At 70.3% G+C, this 23266-nt stretch carries 22 protein-coding genes; 7 read left to right on the top strand and 15 right to left on the bottom strand.

From position 1 onward, the window contains the following. Window positions 1-17 precede the first annotated feature (17 nt). Window positions 18-479 carry a hypothetical protein gene (locus tag BM290_RS25385; protein WP_093618227.1) on the top strand — a complete coding sequence of 154 codons (462 nt, stop codon included), beginning with the start codon at window positions 18-20 and terminating at the stop codon, window positions 477-479. Between the two features lie 44 nt (window positions 480-523). Next, window positions 524-1060 (top strand): SMI1/KNR4 family protein, encoded by a 537-nt coding sequence (locus BM290_RS47520; protein WP_143133940.1) that lies wholly within the window; start codon window positions 524-526, stop codon window positions 1058-1060. Window positions 1061-1240: 180 nt separating this feature from the next. Here the strand turns inward: BM290_RS47520 and BM290_RS25375 are convergent, their stop codons facing one another. Continuing rightward, window positions 1241-1513 carry a hypothetical protein gene (locus BM290_RS25375; protein WP_093618223.1) on the bottom strand — a complete coding sequence of 91 codons (273 nt, stop codon included), beginning with the start codon at window positions 1511-1513 and terminating at the stop codon, window positions 1241-1243. 119 nt (window positions 1514-1632) lie between these two features. Here BM290_RS25375 and BM290_RS25370 point away from each other — a divergent pair, with 119 nt between their 5' ends. Then, on the top strand, window positions 1633-2625 hold the full coding sequence (locus tag BM290_RS25370; RefSeq protein ID WP_093618221.1) for a hypothetical protein: 993 nt from the start codon (window positions 1633-1635) through the stop codon (window positions 2623-2625). Between the two features lie 403 nt (window positions 2626-3028). Next, a complete protein-coding gene (locus tag BM290_RS25365; RefSeq protein WP_093618219.1) occupies window positions 3029-3757 on the top strand; it encodes a hypothetical protein in 729 nt (242 codons plus the stop codon). A gap of 45 nt (window positions 3758-3802) precedes the next feature. On the opposite strand, the gene BM290_RS25360 is transcribed toward BM290_RS25365, so the two are convergent. The 3 genes from BM290_RS25360 to BM290_RS25350 all read right to left on the bottom strand — a co-directional run bounded on the left by BM290_RS25360 (window position 3803) and on the right by BM290_RS25350 (window position 5651). After that, on the bottom strand, window positions 3803-4033 hold the full coding sequence (locus tag BM290_RS25360; RefSeq protein ID WP_093618217.1) for a hypothetical protein: 231 nt from the start codon (window positions 4031-4033) through the stop codon (window positions 3803-3805). Window positions 4034-4257: 224 nt separating this feature from the next. Continuing rightward, window positions 4258-4647 carry an HflX-like GTP-binding protein gene (locus BM290_RS25355; protein WP_143133939.1) on the bottom strand — a complete coding sequence of 130 codons (390 nt, stop codon included), beginning with the start codon at window positions 4645-4647 and terminating at the stop codon, window positions 4258-4260. A 203-nt stretch (window positions 4648-4850) separates the two neighbouring features. Beyond that, complete coding sequence (locus BM290_RS25350) at window positions 4851-5651, bottom strand: nucleotidyltransferase domain-containing protein (RefSeq protein WP_203779450.1); 801 nt, start codon at window positions 5649-5651, stop codon at window positions 4851-4853. 108 nt (window positions 5652-5759) lie between these two features. On the opposite strand from BM290_RS25350, the gene BM290_RS25345 reads away from it, so the two are divergent. Then, window positions 5760-6611 carry an alpha/beta fold hydrolase gene (locus tag BM290_RS25345; protein WP_203779452.1) on the top strand — a complete coding sequence of 284 codons (852 nt, stop codon included), beginning with the start codon at window positions 5760-5762 and terminating at the stop codon, window positions 6609-6611. 34 nt (window positions 6612-6645) lie between these two features. Here BM290_RS25345 and BM290_RS25340 read toward each other — a convergent pair whose 3' ends face one another. Together BM290_RS25340 and BM290_RS25335 are read right to left on the bottom strand one after the other, a co-directional pair. Further along, window positions 6646-7197 (bottom strand): hypothetical protein, encoded by a 552-nt coding sequence (locus BM290_RS25340; protein ID WP_093618211.1) that lies wholly within the window; start codon window positions 7195-7197, stop codon window positions 6646-6648. A 61-nt stretch (window positions 7198-7258) separates the two neighbouring features. Continuing rightward, a complete protein-coding gene (locus tag BM290_RS25335) occupies window positions 7259-13066 on the bottom strand; it encodes a ThuA domain-containing protein (protein ID WP_239143636.1) in 5808 nt (1935 codons plus the stop codon). 206 nt (window positions 13067-13272) lie between these two features. Here BM290_RS25335 and BM290_RS25330 point away from each other — a divergent pair, with 206 nt between their 5' ends. Together BM290_RS25330 and BM290_RS25325 are read left to right on the top strand one after the other, a co-directional pair. Continuing rightward, entirely contained in the window at window positions 13273-13623 is a 351-nt protein-coding gene (locus BM290_RS25330) for a hypothetical protein (RefSeq protein ID WP_093618207.1), read from the top strand. Between the two features lie 78 nt (window positions 13624-13701). Beyond that, window positions 13702-15270, top strand: coding sequence for a serine/threonine-protein kinase (locus tag BM290_RS25325; RefSeq protein WP_093618205.1), 1569 nt, complete (start codon window positions 13702-13704; stop codon window positions 15268-15270). A 71-nt stretch (window positions 15271-15341) separates the two neighbouring features. Here the strand turns inward: BM290_RS25325 and BM290_RS25320 are convergent, their stop codons facing one another. The 9 genes from BM290_RS25320 to BM290_RS25280 form a co-directional block, all read right to left on the bottom strand. Continuing rightward, a complete protein-coding gene (locus BM290_RS25320; RefSeq protein WP_373871067.1) occupies window positions 15342-15971 on the bottom strand; it encodes a DUF4360 domain-containing protein in 630 nt (209 codons plus the stop codon). Between the two features lie 191 nt (window positions 15972-16162). After that, complete coding sequence (locus BM290_RS25315) at window positions 16163-16951, bottom strand: hypothetical protein (protein WP_093618202.1); 789 nt, start codon at window positions 16949-16951, stop codon at window positions 16163-16165. 117 nt (window positions 16952-17068) lie between these two features. Further along, window positions 17069-17359 (bottom strand): hypothetical protein, encoded by a 291-nt coding sequence (locus BM290_RS48605; protein ID WP_093618200.1) that lies wholly within the window; start codon window positions 17357-17359, stop codon window positions 17069-17071. A 118-nt stretch (window positions 17360-17477) separates the two neighbouring features. Continuing rightward, window positions 17478-18791, bottom strand: a complete 1314-nt coding sequence (locus BM290_RS25305) for an extracellular catalytic domain type 1 short-chain-length polyhydroxyalkanoate depolymerase (protein WP_093618198.1) — start codon at window positions 18789-18791, stop codon at window positions 17478-17480. A 104-nt stretch (window positions 18792-18895) separates the two neighbouring features. Then, the gene (locus tag BM290_RS25300) at window positions 18896-19879 is read right to left on the bottom strand and encodes a PaaX family transcriptional regulator (protein WP_239143637.1); all 984 of its coding nucleotides are present in this window, start codon (window positions 19877-19879) and stop codon (window positions 18896-18898) included. A 37-nt stretch (window positions 19880-19916) separates the two neighbouring features. Continuing rightward, window positions 19917-21164 (bottom strand): RNA polymerase sigma factor, encoded by a 1248-nt coding sequence (locus tag BM290_RS25295; RefSeq protein WP_239143638.1) that lies wholly within the window; start codon window positions 21162-21164, stop codon window positions 19917-19919. Beyond that, window positions 21164-21526: a YciI family protein gene (locus BM290_RS25290; RefSeq protein WP_093618194.1), complete on the bottom strand. Its 363-nt coding sequence runs from the start codon at window positions 21524-21526 to the stop codon at window positions 21164-21166. The genes BM290_RS25295 and BM290_RS25290 overlap by 1 nt, the downstream gene beginning before the upstream one ends. 31 nt (window positions 21527-21557) lie before the next feature. Then, window positions 21558-22238: a DUF998 domain-containing protein gene (locus tag BM290_RS25285; RefSeq protein ID WP_093618192.1), complete on the bottom strand. Its 681-nt coding sequence runs from the start codon at window positions 22236-22238 to the stop codon at window positions 21558-21560. Between the two features lie 432 nt (window positions 22239-22670). Then, on the bottom strand, window positions 22671-23120 hold the full coding sequence (locus BM290_RS25280; RefSeq protein WP_093618190.1) for a hypothetical protein: 450 nt from the start codon (window positions 23118-23120) through the stop codon (window positions 22671-22673). Window positions 23121-23266 lie beyond the last annotated feature (146 nt).

Below are 23266 nucleotides of genomic sequence, written 5' to 3'. Positions count from 1 at the left end.
GGCCTAACATCCCGGTCATGGCAATCCCGCTGCGTGTTCCCATCGCGTATGAGCCCGACCACCGCACCAGTTCGATCGGCTCCTACCAGGGCGGACAGTTTTTCGGGTCGGTGACGGCCACCCTCGAGGACGGCGCCGGAGCAGCCGCCTCCTGGTTTCGCCACAAGCGGTGGTATGCCGTACTGCATCGATTCGACGCGGACGGCGCCCATACCGGTTCGCAGATCTGGTGCGCCGGCACCAGCGAGGACGAGGACGCCTCCATCGATCGCGCCCAGGCGTGCCTCGGCGTCTGGCTCGACGCACTGCCAGGGCGGGTGTTCGGTGACATCGCCATCAAGCTGTTCCACGTCGAGTTCGAGGGCCACACCTTCGGGCTGATCGACCGCTCCGAGGACTATGACGGAGAGGATCACGCAGAATTCGTACCGGACGACTTGGGCTTCGACCCACCCTGGGACGGCTGCTACGACACCTGAAACGACTCCTGTCACCAGATGCGCGCGGTCCGTACGCTCATGTCGTGCAACCACAAGACGCTTCCCCCGGAAGCCTGGCCCGGCTGCTCGGTGACATCGCAGCCCGAACGGACTGCGAGGTGCTCGCGCCTCGCGGAGCCGCCGGTGTGCCGGAGACTCCCACGCTTCCCGAGGACTTACGACGGCTGTACGACCTGTGCGGCGGTGCCTTCCTGTTCTCCGACAGCCCTTTCCCTCGACGTGTTTGTGGCCCGGACAGTTTCGTGCCGGCGAGTCCGCGGTTGCTCGGGGAGGACGTCGCCCAGCAGGTCGCGCATGACGAGCCAGGAGACCTCACCAACGGCTGTTACGTCCTCGTGGACGGGGGAAATGGCAATTCCACTGAGCCGCACCTGGTCATCGACCTGGCACCGGAACGGGCGGGACGCGTCTATGCCGTTGCCTGGGATACCTACGGGCTCGTCGGAGAGATGCCGGTCGTCGCAACCAACGTCGTCGAACTGCTTCAACTTCTCCTCGACGACGGCGGCCGAGAAGCACTGCCCGCCGCGACGGACAACCGCGACGCTTACGATCTTTAAGCGGCCGTCCCCGCCGCCACCATCCGGATTTGCCGCTGTCCGCGCCCGGGCCGGCGGCGGCCGTCACGGTTTGTGATCAGCTGTGACGGCCCGGTGCCTCGTCATGCCGAGTCGAGTGCGTTCTGAAAGGGCTCGCCCCGAGGACCTGCCGAGGTCGGTCCGCCCATGGCGCTCAGGGATCTACGACATGGGTTTCGAGACGAACATCAACGTCGATGGGTTCAGGCACTGGTGACGGGCCGTCTCGCTGATGGCCGCGAGCAGGAGGAATGCCGCCTCCTGACCGGAGGCGGACCTGGGTTGCCACGTCAGGCCGTACCCGCTGCCGGCCTCCGGCGCGGGACCCGCATCCTGCCGGCCGGAGGACGGTCGGTTCGACTTCGCGCCCGATGACGTTGTCCACTTCGACGCGCCGGACATGCCGGCCAAGGTGATCGCCGGCTGGTGGCGCATGGCCGCTTCAGCTTCGTGCCCGAGTTCACCATGATGTGAATGCGGTGGGGGACTGCGATGGTCTCGGCCTTTGGCCGGTGTTCCTGCAGCCAGGCAGTCGCGCCGCCTAAGGTCGGCCCATGTACTTCGTGTGTCGATGGCGAGAGGAATCGCCGTTCAGCAAACGGGTAGTCGCCCTGCCTGACAGCACCGTGCTGGACTGGTTCCGTCGAGGGTGGGGCCACGACACACCCGAGGAATGGATCAGCAACGAACTCGGTGGCGACGTCTACGGCCTGGACTCGATCTTCGACGAGGCCCGGAGACAGAACCTTCCCCCACCTGGGTCGGTGGATCAGTTGCGAGCGCTGCTCCATGAGCACCTGTGGGTGGAAGGCGACGACAAGGACGACTACATCCGGCTCGGCGAACACGCACTGCGGGTTCGGACTGACGACGATGAGGTCGACCTGGCTTACTACTTCATCGACGACGAGGCGGCCGCCTCGTCACCCGACCGGCTCGCGTTCCCGCTGTACGGCTCCTGGCCGCTGCCGGCAAACGCCGCCCGTGCGGGTGCGCTGTTCGACAACGACGTGCCCGTTCGTACCGTTCGGGTCGCAGGGGCCGCCGGGCCGGAGTCGGTCTTCTCTGTCCGGCTGTCCTGGGAGTCGCCCGACACTGACCGTAACCTCGACCTTGTCGGTGCTGTCGAGTTCGTCGGGCTTGGCTTGCCGCAGCTCAGCGCCCACCTTCAAAGCGTGGAAGCTTCCCGAGTGGATGATGTGCCCTATGACGTTCGGCTGCTGCGGGCGCTGATCGTATCCGGTGAGCACGATATCGGCCCGGCGCTGCAGCGCTACGCCCGGTTGCCCGGATACAGCCCCGCCCTCGCCGACCTCGTGCCGGTGCCGGCTGCCGACCCGTTACCTTCCATGGTGGCCCCGCTTTCGCCGCAGCCCACCGAATCGCTGGTCCACCTCGACACACATATCGTTCAGGCGGCCCGCTACATCGACACCTTCTTCGGCTTCGACCAGTGGTTTCTCTTCGACAGCCGATGGGCGGCGGCCCACTCCGGCCTAGCCCGCTCACTGTTGCGGTACGCGGCGCACTGGGATCCCTTCGCGTGATGGGTGTCGTCTCATCGAGGAGCCACCGGGCGCCGCCGGCACGGCCGGCGGCTGCTGTACCAGCCTGGCGTCTTGTCGTGCCGAAGAGAGGATATTCGATCCTGCCTCGATCACTACGTACTGCTCGGCCGTAACGCGTGCGACCGTGCCGGCGTGAATCAGCCGGTCGAGGTCCCTCGAAACTCGGAGGTGAGCCTGCCCCATGCTTCAGGGCGACGTGCGCGCCGCTGTTCCTTGACATCCAAGCCGGTCGACGAACTTCCGTTCGGAGGCCGTTGCAGATCGACGTCCGAAGTCACCGATGTACTTCGCCTTGCCGCCTGCGACACACAGCCGGGAGTCCACCTCTTTCGAGGGCTGACGCGTCAAGATCGGCGAGTCGGATATCTGTAAGGTCATCGACATGCTCGGAGGTCTGGACCGACTGGTCGCCGGCGATCGCCATCAAGGGTGGGAGTTCGTTCGAGCGCTGACTGCGGCGTTCGGCCGTCCAGTCGTCGAGGGTGATGGTGTCGATCCGGCCCTGGTGCAGGTGGGCGAGGATCGGGTCGGGTTCGCGTTGCCGGCTGCTCTGCGTGAGGCTTATCTGCTGTTCGGCCGCCGGCGGGACCTGACCGCTGCCCAGGACAACCTGATTCGGCCCCAGAGCCTCGAGGTCGACCCTCATGGTGTCCTGGTGTTTCGGGTCGAGTCGCAGGGCTGCGCATCGTGGGGTGTTCCGGTCCCGGCGATCGGTCAGGACGACCCGCCGGTCGTGGTGAACGTCGGAGACGGCTGGGTGCCCTACTCGGATCGGCTTTCGGTGGCGCTTGTCGAAATGGTGATGTCGGAGGCGATGTTCTCCGCCGACGATCGTAACGTCGATGACCGGGAGCTGGACGACACCGCGAATGCGCTGGTGAGCGCCGCATTCGAGCGCCTGCCGCTGCCGGTCTTCCCATTCTGGGCGGGGATGGACGGGCCGGGAGTCCGCTGGTTCGCCGGGCCTGATGTGCTGCTGCGAAATGACGGCGAGACGTGGCTGTGGGTCCATGGCCGGACCCCGGCGGCGGTGCAAGCGGTGCGGGAACGGCTGTCCGGCGAGTGGCTGATGGTTCCGGACGACGACGAAGGTGAGGAGTTCGGCGACTGAGTTCCGTTCCCGGGAGTCGTGTCGTGCCGATGAGAGGGGTGACGCTCAGGATCTGCTGCGGTTGGTCGCTCGCGCGATGACGACGACGCCGGCGGTCACACCCAGGGCCGTACCCAGGGCCGCACCCAGCGCGACACCGAGACCGACGTTGTTGAGCAGGATCCCGGCGACGACGCCGAAGGCAGCGCCGAAGGCAGCACCGAAGGCGATCCAGAACTCGATATTTGACCAGATCCCGAGACGTGCAGCGCCCCGGGGCCCATCGTTGCTCGTCATCGGATCTCTCCCAGGACGTCGAGCGGAAAGGTGGACGATCCGGCGGCTCACCGTGTTGAATACGCCACCGTCACCCTTCGCAAGTTATCACCCGGCATCAAACGGCGAATCCTCGTCGAGGTGCCGAGTTCCGCCCTCATCTGCCACATGGCGCACTCTCCAGCACTTCGTGCCACCGTGCGGCAGCGAGGTGCCTATCGGGGACCGGTGACGTCGCATGTGGTTCACGCGTCCTCGCCGCTCAGAATGAGGCAGCCGAGGATTTCGGAGAGGACGCTCCGCTGGCGTTGCGTCAGGACGTTCACGAAGACCGCGGCGTCGATGTTCGCTTCTCGGCACGCCTGGGCGATCTCGCGCAGCTTGCCATGTGTCAGCAACGTGCGACGGGAAAAGGGCTGCGACATTCGCCGCGATCCGCCTGGGCGCTGCTTCCACCGGTCGGACGCACCGCGACGCTGGACATACCGGGCCACCACCCGCCCGCCGCGGCCCTCGACCAGAGCAGCGAACTCGTCGAGCGTGGCCTCGTACTGCTTGTCCTTGGCCGAGAACAGACCGATGAGCACGACGTCGGCGCCGTCGAGTGGGTCACCGAGGTCCCGGTACTGTCTCATTCAGCCATGATCGGTTCGGGTACGCCGGTGAGCCACACGTTTTCTACCGTCGACCACCGCGGCTTCGGGCGATGGATGCCGGCCGAGGGGTACCGAAGCGTCTTGTCGACCGCCGGGTGATGTCGCGGTCGGATCCGCCGGGTTCCGAGGGCCTCGTCGCCGCCCGGGTCGCTCGTGGAAGCCGGAATGGGCCCGACGTTTCTTCACGGGCGAGGTGCCTTCTTGCCGTGCACGGCCGTGTATTCGTCGGCGAGCCACCGCCCCAGGTCGTCGATGAGCATCCCTGCCACCGACAGATCAGCCGACGGCCGGCGGGCGACGTCGGCCGCGATCGTCATCTGGGCGGCTCGATGGGGGTAGTAGTCGCCGAAGAGTGCCGCTTCCTGCCCGAGGTCGCTGGTCCAGCCGCCCCAGCGGGGCATGATCAGGGTGAAGCCGGTACGAACGAGCCGCCGCCCGATGCCCCGCGTCAGGACCTCGGCATCCGTGCTGGTGGTGGCTTCGGCGGCCTGGTGCGACCAGCGTACGAGGGCTGCATCCAGGTCTCCGTTGGTCTCGCGCGCCAGCAGCGAGGTCGGCCGGTAGGACGGCAGGTGTGCGGCGAGGTCGTCACCGATCCACGACGTGCAGAGGCAGGCGACGAAGAATCCGAGGTCGTGACGCTCGAGGTCGCTGAGCAACTTCCGGGTGCCGCACAGGAGAATGCCGACGCCGTTGATCTGCTCGAAGCGCTGATCGAGTGCGTCCTCGACGGCGCGGGCGCGGGCGTGATCGGCGTCGCCGGGCTCGTCCCGGAACGCGAGCAGCACGTCGAGGTCGGAGACTCCGGGGATCGCCGTGCCGCGGGGGATGCTGCCGTACAGGTAGGCGCTGTGCAGCCGATGAGCCCCGAAGGCCGAGGTGACCTCGACCCGTGCCGCCTCGACCACCGGACCGAAAACGGCCGGGACTCGATCGAGCCGGCCCTCCCGCGCAATCGTCCCGTCACGATGAAGACCACTCACCCTCATACGCTCAGCGTGTCCCACGGCGGGTCCTGTCAGCCAGGTGTTTTGCGCGTTTCCGGCCGCTGATTCCGGTGCGGCGGAACGGGAAAGAGTAACTTCGATGCCGTGGAGTCGTTTTCGCGCGACGGCATGCGGTTCGCCGTGGTGGACGAGGGGCCGGTGGGCGCGGAGACGGTCGTGCTCCTGCACGGGTTTCCGCAGAGCGCGCGATCGTGGAGCGGCGTGTCCCGGCCGTTGCTCGCGGCCGGCTACCGGGTCATCGCGCCGGACCAGCGCGGTTACACCCCGCAGGCCCGGCCCCGGTCCCGGCGGGCGTACCGGCTTCACGAGCTCGTGGCGGACGTCGTGGCTCTCATCGATGCCGCCGGGGCCGGACGGGTGCACCTGGTGGGCCACGACTGGGGCGGCGGGGTGGCGTGGATGGTCGCCGCCACGAGACCGGATCGCCTGCACACCCTCACCGCCGTTTCCGCGCCGCACCCGCGGGCGGTGGTGACAGCCATGCTGACCAGCGGGCAGGCCTGGCAGGCGTGGCATGTCGGGTTCTTTCAACTGCCGTGGCTTCCCGAGGCTGCGATCCGGGCGCGGGGTGGCCGGCTCGCGGTGGCGATGCTCGAGCGTTCCGGTCTCGATGCCGGCCGGGCCAGGGCGTACGCCGACCGGCTCGTCGCCGACCCGGACGGCCTCGCCGCCGCGTTGCGCTGGTACCGCGCCATGCCGCTCGACACCCGCGTCGGGCTCAGCGCCGGCGCGGTCACCGTTCCGACGACCTACGTCTGGAGCACCGACGACATCGCCATCGGCCGCCGCGCCGCCGAGTCGACCGGCCGGTGGGTGACCGGGCCGTTCGACTTCAAGGTCCTCGAAGGCGTCTCCCACTGGATCCCCGAACAGGCGCCGGACGCGCTGGCCGCATACATCCTGGATCGGATCAGAGGCATCGCGTCGGCGACCTGAAGCGCGGGGTGAGGCATCGGCAGCGCCGGACGGGTCACGGGTTGCCGGTGCTCTCCCGGGCTCTGCGCCTGCGCAGCGCCGGCAACGCCATCGCGATGATCGCCAGGACGGCAAGGCCGCCCAGGGCGAACGGCCACCACGACGCACGTGTGGTGGGCGGCGACTCGGCCCGCTTCGCCGCTGAGACCGCCGGCACCTGCGCCGGGGCCGACTGCGCCGACCTGGCCTCCACGTCGACGGTCACCTCGCTGGCGTTGGGCGCGGGGGCACGGACCGTCACCTGCCATTTTCCGGGGGTCAGGATCGGGCCGGTGGCGTAGAAGCCCTGGCCCTCGCCGGTCGGTTCGAGCTGTACCGGTCCGACCGCGCGCCCGTCGGCGGCGGTGGCGGTGAGCGCCAGCCGGACCAGCGTCTCCAGGCGGTGCCCGTCGGCGTGGCTGGCCTGCACGGTGATCCCGACGGCGCCGTCGCCCGCGACCTCCAGTTTGAGTTTTCCGTTGTGCGCCCACGCCGGACCGGCCGCCGGCAGGAGCGCCAGCAGCAGGCCGGCCAGGACGGCGGCTGCTCCACGGGTACGACGTATCACGCTGTTCCTTCCTGCATCGGGAGGCCCCGCCCCGCCGGGTGGCGGGACGGGGCCGTTGTCGTCAGAGCCCGCGGTCCGGGGAGACCCGGGTGGGATCCTCGGCGAGCCGGCCGGCGCGGGTGAGCGGCTTGCCGTCGTTGGCCCGCGTTCCGGCCCGGCTCGCGGTGCCGCCGAGCCGTTCGATCATCGCGTCGGCGTCACGCAGCAGGGTGTCGCGGACGTCGGTGTCCGTGACGAGAGCGGCGTCGTTGACGAGCGTCCGGAAGGTGCCCAGCTGCCGTACCGCCCGCTCGTCCTCGCCTGCCGCCTCCGAGGCGCGGACCGTGTCCAGTCTGGTGGACAGCTGCCGGTGTGCCTTGGTGGAGAGCCGTCCGGTCGCCTTGAACCGGTCCAGCAGGTTCTGCATGTCCCGGAACGAGGTGGTGACGAAGAACCGGATCGTCGTCGAGGTGCTGTTGTCCGCCTTGTCGGTCGCGGTCACGGTCAGCTCGTGCAGGCCGAGTGGCAGCTCGTACAGCGCCTGGAGAGAACCGTTGACGTACGGCCGCCCGTTGAGCGTGCCGGTGGTGGTCCTGATGCCGGAGGTCGGATCGACCGCCTGCCACGAGGTCCGGATGTCCTGGCTGTCGCCGTACAGCTGGCCGTTGGCCAGCCCGGAGACCAGCAGGGTCGGTTTGGCGCCGTCGATCCGTACCACCGCCGACTTGAGCGTCTCGGCGTTGCCGGCCTTGTCCTTGGCCCGGTAGAGCAGTTCGTGCCGGCCGTCCCCGGTGACGTCCACCGGTGCGGTGTACGGCGTCCAGGCGCCACCGTCCAGCGACCACTCCAGCAGCCCCACCCCGGAACCGGCGTCCGCCGAGGTGAGCACCACCGGCACGGTGCCGTTGTGCCAGCCGTCGTCGTTGGCCGGCGCGAACCGGGCCGAGGTGACCGGAGCCGTACCGTCGATCTTGATCGTGATCGACTTCGTCTGCTCCACGTTGCCGGCCGTGTCGGTCGAGCGGAACCGTACCTCGTGGGCGCCGTCGCCGCTGACCGCGACGCCGGTGGTGTAGGCGGTCCAGGTGGTGGCGCCGTCAAGCTGGTACTCGGTGCCCGCCACCCCACTGCCACCGGTCCCGTCCGTCGCGGTCAGGGTGACCGTGACGTTGCCGGGGTACCAGCCCTCGACCGGGGTGCCGGACGCCTTGGCGCTGGTCACCGGCGCCGTCGTGTCGGCGTTTCCGGTGCTGATCCGGAAGTAGTCGAACGCGACCGTCTTCGAGGCGGTCTGGGCGGCGCCGAGGCTGTACAGCCCCACCTTCGGGGCGGCCCCGACGGCGGCGTTGGTCAGCGGGTCGAACGTCGTCCATTCCGTGCCGTCGGCCGAGTACGCGGCGGTGTAGGTGTTGCCGGCCCGGGTCAGCCGCAGATGCCACACCGCCGAGGTCAGACTGCCGGCCTGCGGTTGTGGGTCCTGCACCACGGCGCCGATCTCGCTGCGGAACTCGATCCGCCGGCTGACCGGCTGGCCCGCGGTGTTGTCGGCGACGAAGTCCAGCTTCAGGTAGTTGTCGTCGTCGCCGTACACGAGCAGCCCGGCCTGCTGGTACTGCTCGTCGAGCAGGCTGCCGTCGACCTTCGTCTGCAGGGTCCAGTCGCCGGTGGGCGCCGTCTGCAGGACGAAGTTCGTCGGCCCGGTGTTGTCGGCGGTGTAGATGTCGCCGTTGGGCACGTCGATGCGCAGGGCTCCGTCGGTGACCCGGTAGGTCGCCGCGTCCTCCCGCACGATCGCGTTCCACCGGCACTTGTCCAGCGTGGCGCCGGTGAACTCGTCCGACGGGGTGACCGGTTCGGCCGGGGCGTCCGGCGTGAACTGGAACCAGTCGAACGTCGCGTCCACCACCGGTGCGGTGGTGCCCCCGTTGAGGGCGAAGACCCCGACGCGCGGGTTCGCGATACCGGCCAGGGCGGCGGACCGGCCGACGGGTGTGAAGGTCCGGCCGTCGGCGGAGGCCTCCGCGGTCAGGTTCGTCCCGTCGCTGGTCAGCCGCAGGTAGATCACGTCGCCGGCGGGCGCCGGCGTGCTGTCCCCGCTCTCGTTGCGGGGACTCGCGGCGGTCTCCCGGATGAACTCGACCGTGCGTGCCCCGTTGTAGAGCAGGTCGAGCTTGGCGTAGTTGTCGTCGTCGCCGTACACGAGCAGACCGGCCTGCTGGTAGGTCGCGGTGATCGGCACGGTCAGCTTGGTGGTGGCCTGCCAGGCGCCGGCGGGCGCGGGCTGCAGGACGAGGTTGGTGGCGTCGTTACGGGTGCCGTAGAGATCACCCACGCCGGTGGGCAGCCGCAGCATCCCGTCGGCGACCGAGTAGAGCTGGTTCTCCCGGACCACCGTCCAGCGGTCACGGTTCAGCGCGCTGCCGAGGAAGTCGTCCGAGCGCGCCCCGAAACACGAGGTGTTCGGGGCCTCGACCTTGACCGGGACATTGGCGTACGACCGGGCGCCGCGACTGTCGGTGACGGTCAGAGTGGCGGTGAAGGTGCCGGGCGCCCGGTACGTGTGGCTGGCGTCCAGGGTGGTCGCCGTGCCGCCGTCGCCGAAGTCCCAGGCGTACGTCAGCGGGGTGTCACCCTCGCTGTCGGTGGCCGTACCGTCGAAGGCGACGGTGACCGGCGCGGTGCCGGTGGCCGGTGTCGCGACCGCGCTGACCGTCGGCGGCGCGTTCTCGGTGACGCCCCGGCCCAGGAAGTCGAGCCAGTTCACGTTGAACAGCGATGCCGTCCCGCCGGCCGGGTCCCGGGCGACGAAGAACAGGGTGCCGTCGTTGGCGCCGGTGACCGGGGCGGTGACGTCGGTCCACGTCTGCCAGCCGCCGGTGCCCGGCACGTCGGCCGCGGCGACCAGTGGGCCGTCGACGGCGTCGGCGCGTACCTCGATCCGGCCGCCGGCGGCAGCGGACGCGACCCGGAAGCGGATCGACTCGATGCCGGTCAGGCTGGCCGGGCTCAGCGACCACCAGTCGCCGTCCTCGATGAAGCCGATGTTCTGGCCGCCGCCGGCCGGGTCGCTGCCGGTCTCTCGGGCCACGCCCGGATCGCCGCCACCCACGCCGCCGGGTGCCCGGCCGGTGCCGGTGTAGTACTCGGCCTGCTTGCGTTTGGGCTGCAGACGCTCGATCGCCCGGCCGGTCAGCGGTCCGGCGCCGCCCGAGCCGCCGTCGTCGGTGTAGGTGGCCTCGAAGACGGCGAAGACGTTGGCCTCCGCGCCGTGCCCCGACGCGAGGGTGGTCTGCACGGTGCCGGTGCAGCCGGTGTGCTGCTCCAGCGGGTGGGCGTGCTCGTCGTGGCCGAGCAGCACCTGCAGGCGTACCCGGTCGCAGTCGATCTCGCCGTCCTCCGGGTCGGTGACCTTGATCGTGTACCGGACCTGGTCGCCCCACTCGAAGAAGCCGCCGTCCGGCGGGAACTCGATGCTCACCGTCGGTGCGGTGTTGCCGACGGTGATCGGTACGTTCGCCACCGCGCTGCGGCCCTTGGGATTGGTGACGGTCAGCTGCGCGGTGTAGTCGCCCGCCGTGGCGTACGTGTGAGTGGGGTCGGCCTCGGTGGAGGTCGCGCCGTCGCCGAACGTCCAGGCGTAGGTCAGCGCGCCGCCGTCCGGATCGCGGGATCCCGCGCTGGAGAACCGCACGGTCAGCGGCGCCGCCCCGGAGGTCGGGGTGGCGGCGGCCGCGGCGATCGGAGCCCGTTCACCGGCGATGTAGTCGATCCGGTAGATGCCGGAGTCGTCGTTGTTGCCGCCGAAGCCGGTGCCCCACTCGATCATGTACAACGCGCCGTCCGGGCCGAACTCGAAGTCCATCGGGCGGATGAACTTCATCCCGGCCAGCAGCTGGTTGATGTCGACCAGGGACCGGCCGTCGGCGGTCACCTGCATGGTGTACATCTTCGACTGGTTCCACTCGCCCAGCAGCGCCTTGCCGTCGTAGTAGGCGGGCCATTTGCGGGTGGAGTTCAGGCCGGCGTCGTAGCGGTAGACCGGGCCGCCCATCGGCGCGCCACCCCCGCCGATCTCCGGGAACCGCGGGTTGCCGCCGTAGTCGTAGTCGACGGTGGCGCTGACGGCCGGCGGGAGCGTGGTGAGGCCGGTGTTGTTGGGCGAGTTGTTCACCGGCGCCGCGCAGTTGAACTTCGCCCCGCTCGGGCCGGACGGGAACTGGTAGTCGTTGTAGGCGTAGTTCGCCCCGATGCAGTACGGCCAGCCGAAGTTGCCCGGGCCGGTGACGATGTTCCACTCCACGGTCCCCTCCGGGCCGCGGTCGGGATTGGTGGTACTGGCGTCCGGCCCGTAGTCGGCGACGTAGAGGACGTTGGTGGCCGGATCGACGCCGATGCGGAACGGGTTACGGAAGCCCATGCCGTAGATCTCCGGGCGGGTCTGCGCGGTGCCCGCCGGGAAGAGGTTGCCCGCCGGGATCGTGTACGACCCGTCGTCCTCCGGATGGATCCGCAGCACCTTGCCGCGCAGATCGTTGGTGTTGCCGGCGGTGCGCTGGGCGTCGTAGTCCTGCCGGCCGGACCGCTCGTCGATCGGGGTGAACGCGTCCGACTCGAACGGGTTGGTGTTGTCGCCGGTGGCCAGGTAGAGGTTGCCGGCGCTGTCGAAGGTCATGCTCCCGCCGGCGTGGCAGCAGGTGTTGCGCTGGGTGTTGACCTGCAGAACGACCTTCTCGGTGGCCGGGTCGATGGTGTCGCCGGTGACGGTGAACCGGGACAGCAGGTTGCGGGCCACACCGTCGTTGCGGGCGTAGTAGAGGTAGACCCAGCCGTTGTCGGCGAAGTCCGGGTCGAGCCGGATGCCGATCAGGCCGTCCTCGTTGCCGGTGAAGACATCCAGGTCGGCCGCGGTCACCGTGGTGCCGGTGCCCGGTTTGATGATCCGTACCCGGCCGTCGCGCTCGACGTAGAACACCCGGCCGTCGTCGGCGATGTCCAGCTCCATCGGATTGCTGGTGTTGCTGTCCAGCGTGATCTTCTCGAAGCTCTCGGTCAGCGAGGCGCCGCAGTCGGCGTCCAGCTGCCCGGCCGCGGTCTGAATGCCGCCCAGCAGGTGAGCGAGGAAAGCCGGATCGGTGTACGACTCGATCGTGTGGCCGCCACCGGTGTACCAGGCGCGTCCGCCGTCGTAGTCCTGGCACCACGCGGTCGGGTGGTCGGCGCCCATCGCACCGGCGCCCGGGGTGTAGCTGGTCTCGTCAAGGCTGGCCAGCACGTGCACGTCGCTGCGGGGGTTGGACCGGAAGTTGTACCACTCGTCGAAACGCGACCAGCGCTCCGGCAGGCCGGCCGTCGACGGGTGGGCGTGGTCCTCCACCTTCACGGTCGCCTGCTGGTTGGCGGGGTGGCTGGCGAAGTACGCGCCGACCAGTTCGCCGTACCACGGCCAGTTGTACTCGGTGTCGGAGGCGGCGTGGACGCCGGCGTATCCGCCGCCGGCCTTGATGTAGCGCTCGAAGGCCGCCTGCTGGTCGGGGTCGAGGACGTCGCCGGTGGTGGAGAGCCAGACCACGGCGCGGTACTTGGCCAGGTTGGCGTCGGTGAAGGCGGCGCCGTCCTCGGTGGCGTCGACGGTGAACCCGTTGTCGGCGCCGAGCTGCTTGATGGCGGCGATGCCGGCCGGGATGGCGTCGTGCCGGAAGGCCGCGGTCTTGGAGAAGACCAGGACGGAGTACGGCTCCGCGCCTGCCGCTGCCCGGGCCGCCGCGGGCTGCGGGCCGGCGGGGGCGGCCGTGGCCGGGGCGCCGCTGAGGACGGTCACGATCAGGCTGCACGCGAGCAGGGCGGCGGTGAGCAGGCTTCGTCGGGGGTGAGCACGGCGTGGACGGGGCACGCGCTTCTCCTTGTCCTGAGTGGACATCGATATTTGTTGATTCCCTATACAAATTAGGGCCACCCGCCGAATGTCCAGCAAGAGTTCATCGTGTAACGGTTCGGTAACTCGCCGAGGTCGGTGGGGTGATATGCGATGGTCCGGTTGAAGTGTCCGTGGACGGCTCGCCGCGACCCCCTGTTGCCCGCGCTGGGTAGCCTCAGGCGGTGGAGTTGATGGATGGAGTGACCATCGTTCTGGCGGCCATGGGCCTGGGGGAGTTGTTCCTGGGGCTCTATGTCCTGGCCGCCGGAAGAGTTCCCGGTGGCCGTGTGAAGGACCCTGAGCAGATCCGGAAGTTCGGGGTGTTCTACATCCTCGTCAGCGGATTTCTTCTGCTGCAAGCGGTCGGCAATGCCGGCGTCCAATTCGACCTCTTCTCCTGGGGCGTCCAGGCGGTGCTGGTTCTGCTGTCCTTCGTCCTCGGCGTGATCGCGTTGACCAGGTACCGGCCGCGGTTCGTGCTGACCAAGTGGCGCCGGGGAGCGGAGCAGACCACTCCCGGTCACCGCGATTGAGGTCCGGACGTCGGCCGCGCTGACCGTTGCGGAACACGGGTGGTCGGCATCGACACCGGTGAGCGGTAGATTCCGTTCATGTCTGCGGGTGTGGCGAGGACGGTTGCCGGTCGCTACCGCCTGGTCCGGGAGCTGGGGCGCGGCGGGATGGGTGCGGTGTGGCACGCCCACGACGAGCTGCTCGGGCGGGACGTGGCAGTCAAGGAGATCCATCTGCTCGGCGCGACGGCTGACTCCGCCGACCCGTCCGCGCCGCGGGTGCTGCGGGAGGCGCGGGCCGCGGCCCAGCTCAAGCATCCCGGCATCATCACCGTGCACGACGTCGTGGTCGACGACGGCCGGCCGTGGATCGTCATGGAGTTGGTCGGCGGGAGTTCGCTGAGCCAGGTCATCGACGACGGTGTGGTGTCCGAGCGGCGGGCCGCCCTGATCGGGCTGCGGGTCCTCGACGCGCTCGGGGCCGCGCACCGGAACGGGGTCCTGCACCGGGATGTGAAGCCGCCGAACATTCTGCTCGACGGTGACCGGGTGGTGCTGACCGATTTCGGTATCGCCGCGATCCGCGGGGCCACCGCGCTGACCGCTACCGGTCAGATGATCGGATCCCCGGCGTACCTGGCGCCGGAGCGGATCAACGGTGCTGCGGCGTCGGCCGCCGGAGACCTGTGGGCGCTGGGGGTGACTCTGTACGCCGCGGTGACCGGCCGCTCCCCGTTCCAGCGAGACGACGTGCTCGCGACATTCGGGGCGGTGCTGACCACCGAACCCGCCCGGCCGGACGGCGCCGATCGGCTGTGGCCGGTCATCCGAGGCCTGCTGGCCAAAGATCCCGGCCGACGGATGACCGCGAAGCCCGCGGCTGAGCCGTCGCCGCCTGTCCGGACCGGCCGCGCCTCCGGGCCGGTCGTACCGCTGTCGCCGGGAGAAACGGCTGATCCCGACACCGGGACGACGCTGGAGCGGCAGGCGCCCACGAGGCGAGGCCGGAGAACGTCATGGATCGCCGGTGCGGCGCTCTTCTGCCTGGTCGTCGCCGGGGCGTTCGCGGGGGAGTATCTGGCCAGGACGGACCGCGATCGCACCGGCGACGCGGTGTCCACGCCGGGTCCGTCCTCCGCGAGCCGGGCACCGGCCTCCGCTTCCGTCCCGCCGTCGGCAGCCGTCACACCGTCGCCGCCGGCCGGATTCAGGACAGTGCAGTTCCGGGGCGCCTTCACCTTCGCCGTACCGGAGAAATGGACCGGCCGCGACGACCACTGGAACGGCGACGGCAGCGGCGCCGCAACGGCGAAGATGCTCATCACCCAGGAACGGGTGGGCGCCGGCGAGTCGGCGCTTACCCATGTGACCCGGCAGGACGAAGGTCAGGCGGAGTACTACTACCACCGGCGGATCAGGTTGGCCGCGACCACCGCGCCGGCCGGTGGAGCCAGCGCGGCCGAATGGGAATACACCACGACGCACACCAACTACTCCGCGCTGGGGTACGGGCACAGCATCACCAGAGCGGTCGCCCTCCCCAACGGGGAGATCTACCTGTTCACCGTGTTCGTGGATGCCGACACCCGGGCGGCGCTGGACCGTGACTGGGCACGGTGGAAGCCGACCCTGACCCGGATCCTGGACAGCGTGCGGCGCGCCGGCTGACCGGCCGGTGAGGCGGAGGCCGGTGCGGTCCGGCATCACGGGGGAATGATGCCGGGCCGTTGCCGGTCGGGTCAGCAGCGTTTCCAGGCGACGTGGTAAACGGTGTCGAGATTGCCGTCGGTGGAGTCCATGGTCAGGAAGCTGGCCTTGTGCTTGTCCGACCAGCCGGAGCTGACTCGCAGTTCGTTGTTCACATTGAGATAGCGCATCTCCCCGCAGGGCAGGAAGGACAGGGAACTGACGCCGAACGCGTCGGTGCGCTGCCAGTCGCCGTCGAACGGGCCGTTGAAGGTGCGCTTGGTCCGGCCGGTGTTGCGTTCGCCCTGGAAGTAGTAGAGCGACGAATGGGTCGCCGAGGCGCCCCGTTCCAGGTGGGCGAAGCCGCGATAGTCCACGCTCGCGACGGCGTAGGTGTAGCCCTGCGGGACCTTGACGTTCAGGGCGAGCTGACAGTTCTTCCGGAAGGCGGTGGCGGCGGCATCGGCGCCGACCTGGGCGGTGAATTCGCTGTAGCTGACGGTGAATGCCTTGTTGTCGGGGGAGACCGTCACCGCGGCGGTGCCCAGCGGGCAGCCCGAGCCGTTGGCGGAGACCACGTCGATGACCATGTCCTGCTTGGGCACCGGCGGCTGAGGCGCCGCGGGACTGGTCGAGGCGCCCGCCGACATGGCCGTGGCGACCCCGGCGAGCGAGGTGAACAGAGCCACCGTGGCGATGAGAGCTTTACGGCCTTTACGCATGACAGGGATCCCCTTCGGTTGTGAAGCGTTCGACTGCCGCCGAAACGTACGCTCACACCCGCGATGCGCTCAATGCACCTTTCGTGAGTTTTAAGGCTTACGGGGTCAAAGAATGGTTTTAGGAACCTGTCGGCGGATCACGCGAGCGGAACTCATGCGGAAAGTTCCGACCGAACGGCCCACTGCCGACCGGGCCGGGCCATGGCCGACTGACGGGTGGGTGCCCCGGGAACCAGGTGCCGGAGGCCGGCGGCCCGGGTCGCGGCGGCGCCGGCCTCGGCGCGCAGGCTGTCGCGGGTGGCGGCGGCGAGCTGGGTGTCGTGCCAGGTGAGGCGTTCGGCGGTGGCGGCCTGCCGGTAGCGGTGCGCCAGATGTGCGGCGATGGCGCGATGCACGTGCAGCTCCTGGTCGGCCGGATGCAGCCGCGGGTCCCAGCCGTCGCGGCCGGCGAGGGCGTCGGCGACCGTGGCGATGGGCAGGTGACCGTGCCGGGCCGCGGCGAGCACCTGCCGGGCCAGGGCGCGCTCCCGCTCGGCGTACCCCTCGGGTGTCAGATCGGTCTCGGGCGCCGCGAACGCGGCGGCGGCCCGGCTGCGGTCCCGGCGGCCCTCGGCGTCCTGCCACGCCTGCCAGGCCTCGTCGAGACGCACCCGGCTGTGATGCCACCGGTCGCGCCAGCGTTGCGCGGTCGCCGCCGCGTGCTCGGCCGCGGCGGCGAGCTCCTGGGCGTACCGCACGGTGTCGAGGGCCTGCTGCCGGCGCTGCCGCCGGTGGTCGCGGTAGCCGCGCAGCGCCTCGGCCGCCTCGCGCAGCGCCTGCCGGGGCCGGCGGACCCCCTCGGGCGAGGCCAGCACCACCAAGCCGGGTACGGCCAGCACGAACAACAGGAGCCAGATGGCCCACATCACGGGTTCACGCAGAAGGAGCTGTGCCAGGTCCATGTCGAGGTTCCTGTCCGGGATCGGGTCCGCGAAGGCGCTCGCCGAGGGCGAGGGAGGATGCGTACGGCAGACAGGTGCCGTGCCGGTGAGGCGTCGGAGACCGCGGGCGGGCGCGGGTCAGGCGACGGCGGCCGGAGGCGCCCGGGACACCCGGACGTCGGCGATGTGCTGGGCCGTCAACGCGGGGACCTGCGAGGTCGCCTCAGCGGTGGCCGTCGCCTCCGGGCGGGCGGGAACCTCGGCGGCGGAGTCGGCGTGCTGCCCGTGATGGACGGCGACGGCGTCGGCGGCGGGCCGGGCGGCGGTGGCGCGGGAGGGCAGGTGGGCACCGAGCACACCGGACAGGACCAGGGCCAGCACGACGGGCAGCGTCCGGGTCGCCACACCGAGGTGCCGGATCGTCGCCATGGACGCCAGCCTATCCACCCGCGAACGCATCCACACCTCACGATGAGGTAAGCCACATCCGGCGGCCGGCGCGGACGGTGTGACGAGTCCGCGGCGCCGGCCGCCGGAACGGGGCGGGTCAGGCGGTCGTGCAGGGCGTGCCGTTGAGCGTGAACGCCGACGCCTTCGCGGTGTCACCGGTGTGCGTGGCCTGGAAGCCGATGCCCACCGAGGCGCCGGGCGCGATGGTGGTGTTGTAGCCGACGTTGCGGGCCGTCACCTGCCCGGAGGCGGGGGCGTAGGTGGCGCTCCAGCCGGAGGTGATGGTCTGCCCGGTGGGCAGGGTGAAGCCCAGCGACCAGCCGTTGACCGCCGTGGCGCCGGTGTTGGTGATGGTCAGGTTCTCGGTGAGGCCGGTGTTCCAGGCGCTGACCGTCGACGTGACCCGGCAGGTGGCGCCGGCCGGCGGGGGACTGGCCGGGCTGCTCGGCGGGTTGCTGGGCGGGGAACTGGGCTCGCCGCCGGTGAGGCCGAAGAACGCGAGGGCGTACGCCGCCATGCCGGTGGACGGCAGGGTGTGCCCGGCGCCCTGGATGCGGTACGCCTCGACCTGCACGGCGCCGGACGCGTCGGCGTAGCGGCTGCGGTTCCAGCCCTGCTGCGGGGTGTCGGTGCCGGTGGGCGTCTGAGCGAGTCCGAACACGTTGGTCCACTGTTCGATCGATTCCTGGAGCAACGAGTACGGCACGAGGGTGTCGTTGGTGCCGTGCCACAGCTGGATGCGGGGGCGGGGGCCGGTGTAACCGGGGTACGCCTGGCGCACAGCGTCACCCCATTGCTGCGGGGTACGGTCCATGCTGCCGCCGGTGCACCGGCTGTTGCCGGGCGGGTAGTCCGCGGCGTTGGCGAAACAGGTGAACGGCACGCCCATGAAGGACGCGCCCGCCTTGAACACGTCCGGGTAGACAGCGAGCATGTGCTGGGTCATCATGCCGCCGGAGGAGCTGCCGGTGGCGTACACCCGGGCCGGGTCCGCGCCGTACCGCTGCTGGGCGTAGGTGACCATCGAGACGATGGAGACCGGGTCGCTGCCGCCGCCGCGCCGCTTGGCGGCATCGGACCAGGTGTCGAAGCATTTGCCGAACCCGGCCTCCTGCTGCGCGCTCGGGTAGATCACGAGGAAGCCGCGCTGGTCGGCGAGGCGGGCGAACTCGCTCTGCTGGTAGAAGCCGGGGCCGGAGCCGCCGCAGCCGTGCATGGCCACGACGACGGCCGGGTGGGCGGGGCGGTTGTCGGGCGCGTACAGATGCATGCGCATGCCGCCCGGGTTGGCGCCGAAGTCGGTGACCTCGACGAGGGATGCCGCGTAGGCGGGCCGTAACGCCGGGACGACGAAGGCCGCCGTGGCCAGCGAGGTGGCCGCTGCGATCAGCAGCAGGCGCCGGATTCTCATGTGCCGACTCCCTTGCGTGGGGGATGGGGGTGGGCCGGCCGACCGATGTATGACACATAGACTCCCCGCAGGGACTCGAACTGTCAATCGAGATAAGTCGATGGTTATGCGATGCCGGAGACGGCGTTCAACTGCGCGACGGTGTGGGCCCGGACCCCATCGCCGAAACCGTCGGCGGACCCGGCGACCACGGCCCGCACATGCTGCTCGGCCGGCTCGGCCAGACCGTCGTACACCGCCGTGAACGTCTCCCGCGCACCGGCGCGCAGCCAGCCCGGCGGCAGCAGCCGGGTGGGCAGCAGCGGATCCAGCACGGGAAAACGCCGGTAGGTGTCCATCACCTCGGTGCGTGCCCGTACCGCCTCGGCGCCGACGATGACGCCGGACCGGATCCGCGGCAGCAACGGCTGCCACCGGGCCAGGAAGGCGTCGTACTGCCGGGCGACCGCGTCGAGATCCCAGGCGGCGATGGGGTCACGGCCGGCGGTGGCGCCCAGCTCCACATGGCGGGCACGGAACACCGTCATCGCGCCCGTGCCCACGGCGGCCAGCTGGCTCTGCGCGGTCGGGCCCGGAGCGTGCGGGGACACCCAGAGCCCGTCGTACAGCGGCGCATAGCCCAGCCACCGCAACCGGCCCCGCAGGGCACGCCGCCGGGTGCCCTCCTCCTTGGGCAGGGAGAACGCGACCAGCGTCCAGAAGCCGTCCCAGGAGTCCGCCGGCGCCGCGAACGCCGCGATACGGGCCCCGCCGGCCGACAGCCCGGCGGCGGCGGCCGGGGTCAGCCGGTAGGAGCTGTGCCGCCCGTGCCGGCTGCCCTCCAGGACCCCGCGGCGTGCCAACCGGCTCACCGCGGTCCGGGCGCCGGCGCTGCTCACCCCGGACTCGCCGAGCAGCGCCACGATCGCGGCGGACGGCAGCCAGGCCAGGGTGCTCAGGGTGTAGTCGGCCACCAGGGTGACCGCCAGCCCCTGCGGGGAACCGCCGGCCTGCCGGCGCGGCAACACGGAGCCGGTGTCGACGTCGGGGAAGATCTCCTCGATGTCGAAGGGATCGACAGCCGGAACACCGCCGGCGGGTACGGCCACGGGTACGCACTGTAGACGATCAGACCGCGGCGGCTCGTCAGTCCAGCTCGGCGGCCCGGGACTCGAAGACGTGCCGCTCCCGGGCATTGCGGGTCATCGCGGCGGCCCGGCGGAACTCGTCGCGGGCCTCGGCGGTGCGGCCCAGCCTGGCGAGCAGGTCGCCGCGGACCGCGGGCAGCAGCGGATAGTGCGGGAGCGTCAGGGCGTCGACGATGGCGAGCGCCCGTGCCGGGCCGTCGGCGTGACCGACGGCCACGGCCCGGTTCAGGTCCACCACCGGCGACGGCGCCACGTAGGCCAGCACCTCGTACAGTGCCGCGATGCGTACCCAGTCGGTGTCCTCCGGCCGCAGCGCCCGGGCGTGGCAGGCCGCTATCGACGCCTGCAGGACGTACGGCCCGAAGGTCCCCTCGGTCCGGGCCAGCGCCTGCAGCCCGCGCCGGATCAGCAGGCGATCCCAGCGGCCCCGGTCCTGATCCTGCAACAGCACCGGTGACCCGTCGGCGGCGGTCCGCGCCGGCATCCGCGACGCCTGCAACTCCATCAGCGCCACCAGCCCGTGCACCTCGGGCTCCTGCGGCGCGAGACCGGCCAGGACCCGGCCGAGACGCATCGCCTCGGTGCACAACGCCGGCCGCATCCAGTCGTCGCCGCTGGTCGCGGCGTACCCCTCGTTGAAGATCAGATAGATGACCTCGAGGACCGAGGCCAGCCGCTGCGACGCCTCGGCCGGTGGCGGCAGCTCGATCGGCACGCCGCTGCCGGCGAGGGTCCGTTTGGCGCGGGTGATCCGCTTGCCTACGGTCGCCTCGGGCACCAGATAGGCACGTGCGATCTCCTCGGTGGTGAGGCCGCCCAGCAACCGCAGCGTCAGCGCCACCCGTGACTCGGTGGACAGGATCGGATGGCAGGTGGTGAAGATCAGCCGCAGCAGGTCGTCGCCGATGTAGTCGTCCAGGCCGGCGGCGACGTCGGGGTCGACCGCGTGCGGCGCGGCCCGGCCGATCTCGGCCAGTTTCTCCCGGTAACGGCTCTGCCGCCGGAGAAGATCGACGGCGCGGTGCTTGGCGGTGGCCGTCAGCCACGAGGCCGGATGCTGCGGCACGCCGTGGGCCGGCCACTGCTCGAGCGCGATGACCAGGGTGTCCTGGGCCAGCTCCTCGGCCAGCCCGATGTCACCGACCATCCGGGCCAGCCCGGCGATGATCCGGGCCGACTCCATCTGCCAGACCGTCTCCACCACGGTGCGAGGATCGGTGACCGCCACGGTCACCGATCCTCCCATCAGGCGAAGTCCTCGGGCCCGAACACCTTCAGGATCTCGGTGTCGCCCTCCCAGCCGGGCCACATGTCACGGTGCACGGCGAGGAACCGGGACGCCCACTCGACCGCCTCCTGCCTGGAGCGCACCTCGTACAGGGCGTAGCTGATGGTCTCCTTCGCCTCGGCGAACGGGCCGTCGGTCACGCTGAGCCGGCCGTCGGCGAGCGACACCCTGGCGCCCGCGACGCTCGGCGCGAGCCCCGCGGTGTCCAGCAGCGCCCCGGCGGCGGTGGCGTCGGCGCCCAGTTTCATGATCGCGTCCATCAGGCCGGGCGGGGGTTCGGTCGCGGGCGGAGCGGCTTTCAGAATCATCAGGAATCGCACGATCGGATCCTTCCGGGTACGGGTGGCCGCGTCAGGACGCCGCGCGGGAGAAGTGGACGCAGACGATCGCCAGCCAGGCCCAGACGAGCAGGATCGCGGCGACGAAGGCGAGAGTGGCCGGCCCGTGCGAGCCGCCGGCGATCCCGGCGAAGGCGGCCAGGAACGCCACACCGGTGAGCCGGGAGAACCAGGCCAGACCGGGCCGCCCGGCGCCGGCGAAGCGGGAGCCGAGCACCAGGCAGGCGGCGATCAGGCAGAGGAAACCGATCCCGCCGGTCACCAGGTGCAGCATGCCGTGCCAGCTCACGGGGGTGACCTCCGGTGTGCCGAGCGGGAAACCCTGGGCCGGGTCGGCGGTGAACACCGCGCCGCCCAGCATGCCCGCCCCGTACCCCGCGATCAGCGACGGCGCCCACCGGCGACCGCGACCGGCCGTCATCGCCCGGCGCAGGCCGACGGCCGCGGCGACGGTCATCAGACCGGTGACGATCAGGTTGGTGATCTGGATCCAGCCGAGGCTGCCGTTCTCCAGCAGGCTCCACGCGTGCCTGTCCAGCCGGAACCCGTCGCGGGTCAGCGCCTGCGCCAGGCTCACCGTCACGTAGAACGGTCCGGCGATCACGCCGTACCCGAGCAGCGAGCGGGTGATCCGGGCGGCCGGCGAGCACTGCCGGGCGGCAGCGCCGCCGGTGGGAGTGGTCTGTGCGGTCATCGTGGGCTCCTTCGTTCGTGATCCTCGCCTGGACCTCGAACGGAGACGCCCGGTTCGGACATCAGCCCGGAAATTTTCCAGCCGGAGAGGGCGACAGTTGCCGGGCTCGCCCGGCGTGGGGATCAGCGTGTCGAACTTCTGCACCACGCGCACAGTCCAGCGACTACGGCGACGCCGTCCGGGCCGTGGTGGGCAAGCGGTACCTGAAAGACACCAGCCGCAACGGCGCCGGCGGCACATCCGGTGACTGGTGCGACCCGGCTGGGTTCGCCTCGAAGACGGAAACCGGAGCAGCGGAGTTCCTGATCAAGAGGGAAGGCCCCGACCCGGCACTGCCACGATGCTGCCCGGTCCGGGTCCTCGCCGCGACCGGAGGGCGATCGTCTACGGGCCGCCCGGGAGGTCGATGACGCGCTGCCGCCCTGGAGGCGGTCAGCAGTCCCGCAGTGTGAAGGAGAAGCTCCTGGCTTCGGAATCGCCAGAGATGTCCTTGCTGACGCAGAGAAAGCCGTTCCCTTCCAGGTCGTAGGTGGAGCTGACCTCCTGCGCGTTCACGTTGTCGTGCATGTACCAGGTGATCGTCCCCGCATCCGAGCCGCCGCAGGTGATCCGGTACACGGCGTTGGCGTCCAGCCGGCTCGCCGTCGTGGTGACGATGCCTTCCCCGGAACTGTTGGCCGCGATGACGTCGGTCGGGTCGTCGATCCATTCCAGAGGCATGGTCCCGCCGTAGCCTTCCCCGATCAGGCTGCAATACGAATCGTTGGTGACATAGAGCCTGGCCACACGAGCCGATGCGATCGCCAGGGCCGGAGTGGCCGCCATCAACGACACGATGACGGCACTCAGCGCCGGCGCGAGCAGACGAAAACACACCTTCATGCCAGCGACACTAGGCGGCACAAAGTGATCACGTCGGGCATATCCCGGAACTATCGGTCATCGGCGTTCACCGCCGGCGCGTCCACCTGCCGCCCGGAGGCCGTCAGCAATTGGCAGCGGCTCCGCGAGCCTGCTGGGCGGCTTGG

It is taken from the genome of Actinoplanes philippinensis (assembly GCF_900113015.1).
Lineage (GTDB): Bacteria > Actinomycetota > Actinomycetes > Mycobacteriales > Micromonosporaceae > Actinoplanes > Actinoplanes philippinensis.
Note: the sequence above shows the minus strand (reverse complement) of the source record. Positions and strands in the feature narration are given on the sequence as shown.